This window comes from Sporosalibacterium faouarense, assembly GCF_016765695.1.
Lineage (GTDB): Bacteria > Bacillota > Clostridia > Tissierellales > VENL01 > Sporosalibacterium > Sporosalibacterium faouarense.
This window is the reverse complement of record NZ_JAETGO010000043.1, coordinates 156136-165816: the sequence shown is the minus strand read 5'-3', so window position 1 is coordinate 165816 and position 9681 is coordinate 156136. Positions and strand designations below refer to the sequence as shown.

Sequence of the window (9681 nt, the reverse complement as noted above, 5' to 3'; positions counted from 1 at the left end):
ATGGATTTATTTTAGTTGATAGAAATTTAAAACCGACAATTATAGCCATGTCTGAGGTTAAGGCAAGAATGGTAGCCACTCAAGCAATCAATGATGCTGTAAAAGAAAAGATAAAGAATGACATAGACTATAATGATTTAATCTTTGTAAAAACAGATAATGAAGGAAAGATTACATTAATGCATGCCAATACTGTCCTCATGAATAACATTGCTTCTGATGTAGCTCTAGAGGTTCAACAGAACATGAGAGAGATTGCTCCAAATAGTATAGAAATACCTTTAGGTAATGCTTTTGACAGTCAAATTTTAGCACAGTATGGACCAAAGGTAAAAATAGATATAGTTCCAGCAGGTACAGTTACCGTTGACTTTGCCACAGAATTTGAAGAATCAGGAATCAATCAAACCATACATAAAGTATATTTGAATATCAATACTGATGTTAAAATAATAGTACCTCTTGCATCTGAAACCGTTAATGTTGCCACCACAATACCTATAGCAGAAACAGTTATAGTTGGCGATGTACCTGAGAGTTACATATTTGTGCCTGAAAGTGAAGTTCTGAACTTTGCAGATTAAAATAAAAATCATGATTTTAGTATCTATTTTTATAAAATGAATATATAATGTCTCTTAGAGTAGATGAAAAGTTTGTATATAAGTCTGCTTTAAGAGACTTTATTATAGTATGTAGAAAACAATTATAATAAAAAATACACTTAAATTTATAAGGTATATAGTATATAGTTATAATAAGTATGTATTTATAATTTTTAGCATACTTTTAAAATCTTGAAAAGTGGTGATACAAATGATTTTTTTGTTTATTAAAATTTATGGATGGTAGAATAGAATAAATAAAGAAAAGATACGATGTTATTCAAAAAAATTGAGGTGATTATATGAAACAAAAAATAGAACAGGAAAGACTACTTCTAGTAGGAGTTAATCTTGATAGAGAAAATGACATTAATATAGAAAGTTCAATGGAAGAACTTAAAGAGCTTGTAAAAGCAGCTGGTGGTGAGCCAGTATCTGAAGTGATACAGAATAAACATAAAATTGATTCAGCCTATTTTATAGGCAAAGGCAAGGCTAGTGAGATTTCCAACTATTGTGATGAATTGGATATAGATACAGTTGTTTTTAACGATGAATTATCCGGTGCTCAAATGAGAAACTTAGAAGATATTATAGATAGAAGAATAATTGATAGAACTGCTTTAATTCTAGATATATTCGCCAATAGAGCTACTTCAAAAGAGGGTAAGCTCCAGGTAGAACTTGCTCAACTAAAATATAGATTACCAAGGCTTGTTGGATTTGGCTCTGAAATGTCTAGGATTACAAGGACTGGATCTAGAATAGGAACTAGAGGTCCAGGTGAAAAGAAATTAGAAATAGATAGAAGACATATTGAGAGCAGGATATCAGAAATTAGAAGACAATTAAGATCCGTAGAAAGTGTAAGAGAAATTAAAAGAAAGAGAAGAGAAGATTCTGCACTACCCATTGTGGCTTTAGTGGGATATACAAATGCAGGAAAATCTACATTGCTAAATGAAATCATTAAAAGAAGTGAGGACTATGAAGAAAGCAGAGAAGTTTTCTCATATGATATGCTCTTTGCTACCTTAGATACCACTTTAAGAAGAGCAACATTGCCAAACGGTCAAAGCTTCTTAATAACTGATACAGTTGGTTTTGTAAGCAAGCTACCGACTCATTTGGTTGCAGCATTTAAAGGGACTTTAGAGGAAGTAAAGTATTCTGACCTTCTTTTACATGTTGTAGATGCTTCCAATGAAGATTTAGATATTCAAACAAAGACTACTATGAAAATCCTTAAGGATTTAGAGGTAGAAGAAAAGCCAATGGTTACAGTATTCAACAAAATAGATAAACTTGAAGGGGAAGAAGTAGCTTATAATGTCCCAGGAAATAAAATATATATATCTGCTACAGAAAATATAAACATTGATAATCTTATGAAAATGATAGAGGAAGAACTTCCTCAGAAATTCTTTAAAGTCAATATACTAATACCTTATAATGAAAGTCAATTATCATCATATATTTTTGATAATACAAAAGTAGATAATTATAGCTATGAAGAAAAAGGAACAATGATTACAACAACTCTTGATTCTATTGATTATCACAAATATAATAGATTTGTGGTAGAAATATTATAAAGGGTGATATACATGAAAGAATGTGAGTTGAAGTGGAGTAATATTAATAACCTAGATGATAAATTCATTAGTTATCTTCTATACTTAGAAGGGAAGTCAATAAGTCAAATTGCTTTAATTAGACGAATAGATAAAGCTGTTGTTGAAAAACAAATTATTGATAGCAAAATTCTAATGAAATCTAATCAACCTAAAGATAAGGAAGAAGATATTCTTATAAAGATTATAAGCCTTAATAAAGATGAGCGAAAGGATTTTTTAAATCAATTAAATGAAGAAATGAAAGGGATTTTAGAAAAAAATATTTATAAGAGATATACAAAATTTAAAAATCCCGATGATAAAATGCTTCTTTTATGGACTATAGGAGAATTGAGATTTAAAAGCCTATTGCCCTTGTTAAGGATGGAATTAAAAAACAACAATGTTAATCTTAGAAGATTATCATGCTCTGCTCTAGGAAAACTAAAAGCAAAGGAATCCAAACTATGGTTGGAGAAGGCAATTAGTGATGAGAATTCACAAGTAAGACAATATGCTATAAAGGCTTTAGCTCATATTGGAGATTTAAATACATTAAAGTTATTAAAGGAAATACAGTTCAGAAGAAGTGAAAAGGATTATGTAAAAAGAGCTGCATTACAGGCAATTGATCAAATACAGAATTCTAATTATTAATCCTTGTCTTAGTATTATTGACAATTTTAACTATGGCATCATAAGCTTTAATAGTACCTCTAGTAACGATAGGTCTACCGAATGAGACTAGACCTAGTCTTCTAGAACTAAAGCCGCCAATTTTCATAAGTAAATTAACAGCTGGCATGGAATTTACTAGGAGTAGATTTTCTCTTTTTCCACCTGCCAGTTCCCATGCATCCTTTATAGCAGGCAACACCAGCTGAGGTGAAAATTGTCTGCTAAGGGTGTATATTTTATTGCTTTGATTATCTGAACCTCTATAAAGTATTTTTCCTTGATCTTCCTTTACTAAGGTATCAAAGAAAGGTATGGATAAAATTTCTTTGGGACTAGGTTTTTTATTATCAGGAAGTAGATTCAAATGAACAGCAGCCGCTATAGCAGATGAATGAGTTCCTCCTACACAGTGATATATAATATGCATTTAAACATTTCACTCTCCTTATATTATTTTAATTTTCCCATTTCCTAATTAAATATTAAAAATTATTGTATAATTTTTCTGTAATTTATATATTATAGTATTAACAGGGATTTAACAAAATTTTTAGAAAATATTGAAATTTTTAAAAATTTGTTATATTATAAGAATAAAGATAATAAAAGGAGGCGTATAATTATGCTCTTCAGAAATTGTGCTGGTGGCATCGTGTTTAGTGGTGAAAAAGTTTTCTTGTTGAAAAACAATAAGGGTGAATGGGTATTACCTAAAGGGAAAATTCGTAAGGGTTTCCTTTCTGTAGAGACGGCAATTGAGCGTGTTAAGAATGAAACTGGTCTTGATGCTAATGTTGTTTCTACGGCGGGAGAAACTTGTTACGAATTTTTTTCTTTATCAAGACAGAAGCCAGTATGCAATGAAATAACCTGGTACATTATGGAGTCCTTTGAAAATGATTTTGAGATTAATAAAGAAGAAGGATTTACCGATGGAGGATTCTTTAATATTAGTGACGCAATTGAAAAGATAACTTATAGTCAAGACAAATCCTTAGTTAGTCTTTCATACAAGAAATATTTAAAATTAAAGGATAGAGAAGTAATCTTAGCTTAATATATAGAAGGTAAAGGATAGCCATGCTATCCTTTATTTTTTTTCATTAAGCATGTATAATAGGCTTAGTAATTGTTTATAAGGAGAGATAGTATGAAGGATGTATACAGAACAGTACATGAATTTGGTAATGATGAGGTTACTATAAATAAATCTAGATTTATAGGATATGCAAAGCCGATTTCTAGTGAAGAAGATGCAAAAGAGTTTATAGAAGAAATAAGCAATAAGCATAAAGATGCAACTCATAATGTATATGCGTATGTATATGGTGAAAATAGTAATATACAAAGATATAGTGACGATGGAGAGCCCAGTGGAACTGCAGGAGTGCCAGTTTTAGAAGTAATGAAAAAGGAAGATTTAAGAAATACAGTTGTGGTTGTGACTAGATATTTTGGAGGAATAAAGTTAGGTGGAGGAGGTTTAATTAGAGCTTATACAAAGGGAGCTAAGATTGGTATTGATTCGGCTAAGATAGTCGATAAAACTTTATTTAAGAAAGTGAAATTAAGAGCTGACTATACACTATATGGGAAGATAGAAAATCAACTTATGAAGCATAATTATGAAGTGGAAAATATAGTTTATGATGATGCTGTAAATATTATTATATTGTGTCAATTTGATAGAGTAGCCTCACTTAGAAGCATGCTAATTGAATTAACTAGTGATACTGGAGAAATTGAAGATGTAGGAGAAGTTTATTATTCCGTATTAAATGGAGAAAGACTAAAAGAAAAACAAGAATAATTAATTCTAAGTGCTCAAGGCACTTTTCTTTTTTTGTAATATATACAAATGCTATGAATAATACATGCTGGAGATTTAATAAATATATATTAACAATAAATAAAGGCAGTTTTATTCACCAATAATAGCCTGTCCTTATATCATTAAGCTAAAAAATTTATCGTATAGAATTTTTCTTCATTATATTAGTATTCCCTAAAATTGTTCTTATGAATTTATTAAGAATTTTTTAAATATCTCAAAATGATATCGGGAGGGTAGAGTGATGGAATACTTCAAAGTTTTGGTTTCCTGCGGTCATTTAGGTAATACTAAAGAAATAACAGTCACTAGGTACTTTACTGCTAAAAGTATAATAGAAGCTTTTGAAAATGGTAATAGGATGCCAAGGGCCAAAAGAAAACATAATCACTCTGCAGTTTTATTGGTAAAACCAATAACTCAGAAAGAATACATAACGGGCAAAGGCCTAGAAAAATATAATAGTTACCTCTCTAGTTAAATTTAATGTTATAATATATACTGTAGAGGGGTATATATAATAAAAACATAGGAGGTTATAAATTATGGACGTAATTGAAAAAAACAAAAAAGAAATGTTAGAGAAAAAGATTTGGGCTGTAATTGGCGCCACTAATAATCAAGAGAAATTTGGATATAAAATATGGAAGAAGCTAAAGAATCATGGATACGAAGTATATCCAGTTAATCCAAAATATGAAGAAATCGATGGAGAGAAATGTTATCCAACATTAAAGGATGTTCCTGTTACTCCTGAAGTAGTTGATTTAGTAGTTCCTCCAAAGGTAAGTTTGAAAGCAATTGATGAGGCACATGAACAAGGAATTGAGTATCTTTGGTTCCAACCAGGAACAGCAGACGAAGAAACTATTACTAAAGCTGAAGACTTAGGGATGAAAATAGTCTTTCATGATTGTGTATTAGTTGCATTAGGATAGTAGCATTTGTTAATTAAGAGACCTTATTTAGGGGTCTCTTTATTTTTGACTTTACTGAAAAATTGATAGATTCCCATGGCCAATAAGAATCCCCCAAACATTTTTCTAAGTAGGCTTGATGTTATGTTTAGAGCTAAGGTTGATCCAATAATTGAACCAATAATGCCAGTTATAATCACAGGTACTGCTACCTTTAATGATATATTTTTGTTTAGGAAATGAGTTATTAGAGCAACAGAAGCAATTGGGATAAAAACTATTAAGTTAATACCTTGTGCCTCATGCTGCGATATATTGGTGAAGAAAATAAGAGCAGGTATTAATATTGCACCTCCACCAATACCCATCCCACTTATTATACCTGAGAATAGTCCTATAATAAATAATTTCAATTAATCATCATCCTTATGGCTGCAACTATCATAAAAACACCAAATCCTCTTCTTAATATTTTAGTGGGAACCTTATTTAATAATTTTGCTCCTATAAAACCACCTAATACTCCCCCTATAGCTACCCATATTGCAATTTTTAAATTTAACACTCCATGATTAATATAAATAATAGTACTAATAATACTTAAGGGTAATATTATAGAGATAGCAGTTGCATGGGATTTATGATCTTCTAAACCAATTAAAAAAATTAGTGATGGTACAATTATAGTTCCTCCACCAGAGCCGAAGAGACCATTAATTATACCAGTTATTAATCCAATTGCTAATAGCTTTATATTTTTCTTTATAATATTCATAAATTCTCCTTATGCATAATACTTAAAAAGTAAGAAAAGATAAATCATATAATACTTAATTTTTCCTAAAAAACATTTGATATTCACCTGAGAATATATTATAATGTAATTAGCAAACACATAAATTCCGATATGATTACTAGGAATTAAACAGGAGGTATGTAGAATGATAGTTAATAATATTTCAGAGTTAGTTGGAAATACACCAATGGTGAAGTTAAATAGAATAGTTGATAAAGATAGTGCAGAGGTTCTTATTAAACTTGAGTATTTCAATCCAGCCAGTAGTGTGAAGGATAGAATAGCTTTAAATATGGTTGAGATGGCTGAGAAAGAGGAGTTATTAAAAGAAGGTTCTGTTATTATTGAGCCAACCAGTGGAAATACAGGAATAGGGATAGCAATGATGGGAGCTGCAAAAGGATATAAAGTAATATTAGTAATGCCTGATACAATGAGTATGGAGAGAAGAAATTTACTAAAGGCATATGGAGCTGAATTAATATTGACTCCTGGAGAACAAGGGATGAAAGGAGCAATTGATAAAGCTACTGAATTAGCTGACAAAAATGAGAATTATTTTATGCCACAGCAGTTTGAAAACATGTATAATCCAGATATTCATTTTAAAACAACAGCTATTGAGATTATTAAGGATACAGATGGTAAATTTGATGCTTTTGTAGCAGGAGTAGGTACCGGTGGTACTATAACGGGAGTAACTAGAAGACTTAGAGAAGAAGTTAAAGACTTTAAATCTATTGCAGTAGAGCCTACTAAATCACCTGTATTATCTGGAGGTAGTCCAGGACCTCATAAAATTCAAGGTATTGGGGCAGGATTTATTCCTAAGATATTAGATACAAATGTTATTGATGAAATAGAAAAGGTTGATGGAGAAAATGCTATACAAATGGTTAAAAAATTAGCTAGAGAAGAAGGTATTTTAGTTGGTATATCTTCAGGAGCTGCTGTATATGCAGCTATTAAAAAAGCTAAAGAGCTTGGCAAAGGAAAAAGGGTAGTAGTGATAGCTCCAGACAATGGAGAAAGGTACTTAAGTACTGGTATATTTGAATAAAGGATTGATACACCTTCATAAATGTGCTATCATAGTACTTGAAAATCTAGTGGAGGTTATTGATATGAAAAATATTGAAAAAACGGTTAGTGAACTAGTAGAATGGTTACGAAACAATGTTAAAAATGCTGGGTGTAAGGGTATCGTATTAGGACTCAGCGGAGGTATTGACTCAGCAGTAGTTGCAGCTTTGGCAAAAAAAGCTTTTCCAGATAATACATTAGGTGTTATAATGCCATGCCATAGCAATGGAAAAGATGAGGAGCATGCTAGATTAGTTGCAGAAGCCTTAGATTTAGACATAATAAAGACTGACTTAAGCGAAGTTTTCGATAAATTTTTAGACAATGTAGAAGGCAATGACGATCACAAACTTGCGGTTGCAAATATTAAACCAAGATTAAGAATGACGACATTATATTACTATGCTCAAAGCAAAGGATATCTTGTGGCTGGAACAGGGAACAAAGCTGAATTTACGATTGGATACTTTACGAAATATGGTGATAGTGGTGTTGATATGTTCCCAATAGCTGATTTTGTTAAGGAAGAAGTTAGAGAATTAGCAAAATTCCTTGATATTCCTGAAATAATTATAACTAAACCACCATCAGCAGGATTGTGGGAAGATCAAACAGATGAAAACGAAATGGGAATGAGTTATAAAGACCTTGACCATTATATTCAAACTGGTGAAGGTACAGAAGAAGTAAAACAAAAGATTGAGGGAATGAAGAGAGTTAGTGAACATAAGAAAAAATTCCCACCGGCATTTAGAAGATAAGAGTAGGACTTTAGTCCTACTCTTAATTTTTTTGCAAAAAAATAAATCAATGAAGAATAATTGAAAAACTATACTAATACAATTAGATAGACATGCATACAGCCTAACAAGCAGTAGAGATTTAATAAAGAAATGGGGGATTAAGTCTTAAGATATGTATGTCTAAAATCAAGGCATCAAAAAAATTAAGGGGGAAAACTGATGTTTAAAAAAGGTGTAGTATTGTTATTATCACTACTAATGATTGTCAGCTTAGCTGCTTGTGGAGACAAAACGGCAAGTAATGGTCCTGACAATTGGAAGATCGGTATCATGACAGGTACAGTTTCACAAAATGAAGAAGAGTACAGAGCTGCTCAAGAGGTATTAGAGAATTATGGAGAGGATAGAATCGTACTCCAAACCTATCCAGATCAATTTATGAAAGAGCAAGAGACTGTAATGGCAAATGTTATGACCATGGCTGCTGACCCAGATGTTAAAGCAATCGTAATAGTACAGGGAATACCAGGTACTTCAGCAGCGATTGATAAGGTGAGGGAAACAAGAGAAGATATATTATTTATAGTTGGGACAGCAGGAGAAGACCCTCAAATGATATCTAAGAAGGCCGATGTGGTATTCCAAATGGATGAGCTTGGAATGGGTCCTGCAATACCGGAACAAGCTAAAAAACAGGGAGCAGAAGTATTTGTACATTACTCATTCCCAAGACATATGTCTTACGCCTTATTAGCAGCAAGAAAAGAACTATTCAAAGCTAGATGTGAAGAATTAGGGATGGAATTTGTTGATGCAACTGCTCCAGACCCAACAAGTGATGCAGGGGTGTCGGGAGCACAGCAATTTATACTTGAAGATGTTCCTAGAAAGGTAGCTGAATATGGAAAGAATACTGCCTTTTTCTCTACTAACTGTTCAATGCAGGAGCCATTGATAAAGGCTGCGTTAGAAGAGGGAGCTATATATCCTCAACCATGCTGTCCATCACCTTTCCATGGCTTCCCAGGAGCATTAGGGATAGAGATTCCAAATGATAAAAAAGGTGATATAGATTATGTAGTAAGTGAAATAACCGATAAGGTAGCAGAAAAGGGAGGCACAGGAAGATTTTCTACTTGGCCAGTTCCAATGAATATGATGTTTGTAGATGCAGGTGTTGAATACGCTAAAGCTTATATTCAAGGTGAAACTGATGGAAAGCTTGATGTAGATGTTATTAAGGATAAATTTACCTCATATGTGGAAAATCATGTTGAAAGTGCTGAAGATATAAATATGACTGTTGTATCCTATTTAGATGAAAATACAGATACAGAGTATGAAAATTATCTGCTTGTTCTTTCAGATTTTATTGACTTTTAATTAAGAATAACTACATAGGGCTGCTACAC

The 9681-nt window shown here is 31.8% G+C and carries 13 protein-coding genes; 10 read left to right on the top strand and 3 right to left on the bottom strand.

The annotated features are described in order from the left end of the window. The 3 genes from yunB to JMO20_RS08700 all read left to right on the top strand — a co-directional run. Positions 1 to 584 (top strand): sporulation protein YunB (yunB, locus tag JMO20_RS08710; protein WP_202709182.1); only part of this gene is annotated, 584 nt, incomplete at its 5' end. Between the two features lie 323 nt (positions 585 to 907). Continuing rightward, complete coding sequence (hflX, locus tag JMO20_RS08705; protein WP_202709181.1) at positions 908 to 2200, top strand: GTPase HflX; 1293 nt, start codon at positions 908 to 910, stop codon at positions 2198 to 2200. Positions 2201 to 2212: 12 nt separating this feature from the next. Further along, entirely contained in the window at positions 2213 to 2878 is a 666-nt protein-coding gene (locus JMO20_RS08700; RefSeq protein ID WP_202709180.1) for a HEAT repeat domain-containing protein, read from the top strand. Here JMO20_RS08700 and JMO20_RS08695 read toward each other — a convergent pair. After that, positions 2868 to 3326 (bottom strand): DUF3189 family protein, encoded by a 459-nt coding sequence (locus tag JMO20_RS08695; protein ID WP_202709179.1) that lies wholly within the window; start codon positions 3324 to 3326, stop codon positions 2868 to 2870. The genes JMO20_RS08700 and JMO20_RS08695 overlap by 11 nt on opposite strands. A 195-nt stretch (positions 3327 to 3521) precedes the next feature. Between JMO20_RS08695 and JMO20_RS08690 the strand changes: the two genes are divergently transcribed. The 4 genes from JMO20_RS08690 to JMO20_RS08675 all read left to right on the top strand — a co-directional run bounded on the left by JMO20_RS08690 (position 3522) and on the right by JMO20_RS08675 (position 5668). Continuing rightward, entirely contained in the window at positions 3522 to 3956 is a 435-nt protein-coding gene (locus JMO20_RS08690; RefSeq protein WP_202709178.1) for an NUDIX hydrolase, read from the top strand. A gap of 93 nt (positions 3957 to 4049) precedes the next feature. Continuing rightward, on the top strand, positions 4050 to 4709 hold the full coding sequence (locus JMO20_RS08685; RefSeq protein WP_202709177.1) for a YigZ family protein: 660 nt from the start codon (positions 4050 to 4052) through the stop codon (positions 4707 to 4709). A 265-nt stretch (positions 4710 to 4974) separates the two neighbouring features. Further along, positions 4975 to 5211: a hypothetical protein gene (locus JMO20_RS08680; protein WP_202709176.1), complete on the top strand. Its 237-nt coding sequence runs from the start codon at positions 4975 to 4977 to the stop codon at positions 5209 to 5211. Between the two features lie 64 nt (positions 5212 to 5275). After that, a complete protein-coding gene (locus JMO20_RS08675) occupies positions 5276 to 5668 on the top strand; it encodes a CoA-binding protein (RefSeq protein WP_202709175.1) in 393 nt (130 codons plus the stop codon). Between the two features lie 23 nt (positions 5669 to 5691). On the opposite strand, the gene JMO20_RS08670 is transcribed toward JMO20_RS08675, so the two are convergent. Together JMO20_RS08670 and JMO20_RS08665 are read right to left on the bottom strand one after the other, a co-directional pair. Then, entirely contained in the window at positions 5692 to 6060 is a 369-nt protein-coding gene (locus JMO20_RS08670; protein ID WP_202709174.1) for a TSUP family transporter, read from the bottom strand. Then, positions 6057 to 6422 carry a sulfite exporter TauE/SafE family protein gene (locus tag JMO20_RS08665; protein WP_202709173.1) on the bottom strand — a complete coding sequence of 122 codons (366 nt, stop codon included), beginning with the start codon at positions 6420 to 6422 and terminating at the stop codon, positions 6057 to 6059. Before JMO20_RS08665 ends, JMO20_RS08670 begins: the two co-directional genes overlap by 4 nt. Positions 6423 to 6588: 166 nt before the next feature. On the opposite strand from JMO20_RS08665, the gene cysK reads away from it, so the two are divergent. The 3 genes from cysK to JMO20_RS08650 all read left to right on the top strand — a co-directional run bounded on the left by cysK (position 6589) and on the right by JMO20_RS08650 (position 9652). Continuing rightward, positions 6589 to 7503, top strand: coding sequence for a cysteine synthase A (gene cysK, locus JMO20_RS08660; protein ID WP_202709172.1), 915 nt, complete (start codon positions 6589 to 6591; stop codon positions 7501 to 7503). Between the two features lie 64 nt (positions 7504 to 7567). Beyond that, a complete protein-coding gene (gene nadE / locus JMO20_RS08655) occupies positions 7568 to 8287 on the top strand; it encodes an NAD(+) synthase (protein WP_202709171.1) in 720 nt (239 codons plus the stop codon). Between the two features lie 201 nt (positions 8288 to 8488). Next, positions 8489 to 9652, top strand: a complete 1164-nt coding sequence (locus JMO20_RS08650; RefSeq protein ID WP_202709170.1) for a DUF3798 domain-containing protein — start codon at positions 8489 to 8491, stop codon at positions 9650 to 9652. The last annotated feature ends 29 nt before the right edge of the window (positions 9653 to 9681 follow it).

Excerpts from the sequence above, each read along its gene's own strand:
- hflX (WP_202709181.1), top strand. The coding sequence starts at position 908 with ATGAAACAAAAAATAGAACAGGAAAGACTACTTCTAGTAGGAGTTAAT.
- JMO20_RS08700 (WP_202709180.1), top strand. The coding sequence starts at position 2,213 with ATGAAAGAATGTGAGTTGAAGTGGAGTAATATTAATAACCTAGATGAT.
- JMO20_RS08695 (WP_202709179.1), bottom strand. The coding sequence starts at position 3,326 with ATGCATATTATATATCACTGTGTAGGAGGAACTCATTCATCTGCTATA.
- JMO20_RS08690 (WP_202709178.1), top strand. The coding sequence starts at position 3,522 with ATGCTCTTCAGAAATTGTGCTGGTGGCATCGTGTTTAGTGGTGAAAAA.
- JMO20_RS08685 (WP_202709177.1), top strand. The coding sequence starts at position 4,050 with ATGAAGGATGTATACAGAACAGTACATGAATTTGGTAATGATGAGGTT.
- JMO20_RS08680 (WP_202709176.1), top strand. The coding sequence starts at position 4,975 with ATGGAATACTTCAAAGTTTTGGTTTCCTGCGGTCATTTAGGTAATACT.
- JMO20_RS08675 (WP_202709175.1), top strand. The coding sequence starts at position 5,276 with ATGGACGTAATTGAAAAAAACAAAAAAGAAATGTTAGAGAAAAAGATT.
- JMO20_RS08665 (WP_202709173.1), bottom strand. The coding sequence starts at position 6,422 with ATGAATATTATAAAGAAAAATATAAAGCTATTAGCAATTGGATTAATA.
- cysK (WP_202709172.1), top strand. The coding sequence starts at position 6,589 with ATGATAGTTAATAATATTTCAGAGTTAGTTGGAAATACACCAATGGTG.
- nadE (WP_202709171.1), top strand. The coding sequence starts at position 7,568 with ATGAAAAATATTGAAAAAACGGTTAGTGAACTAGTAGAATGGTTACGA.
- JMO20_RS08650 (WP_202709170.1), top strand. The coding sequence starts at position 8,489 with ATGTTTAAAAAAGGTGTAGTATTGTTATTATCACTACTAATGATTGTC.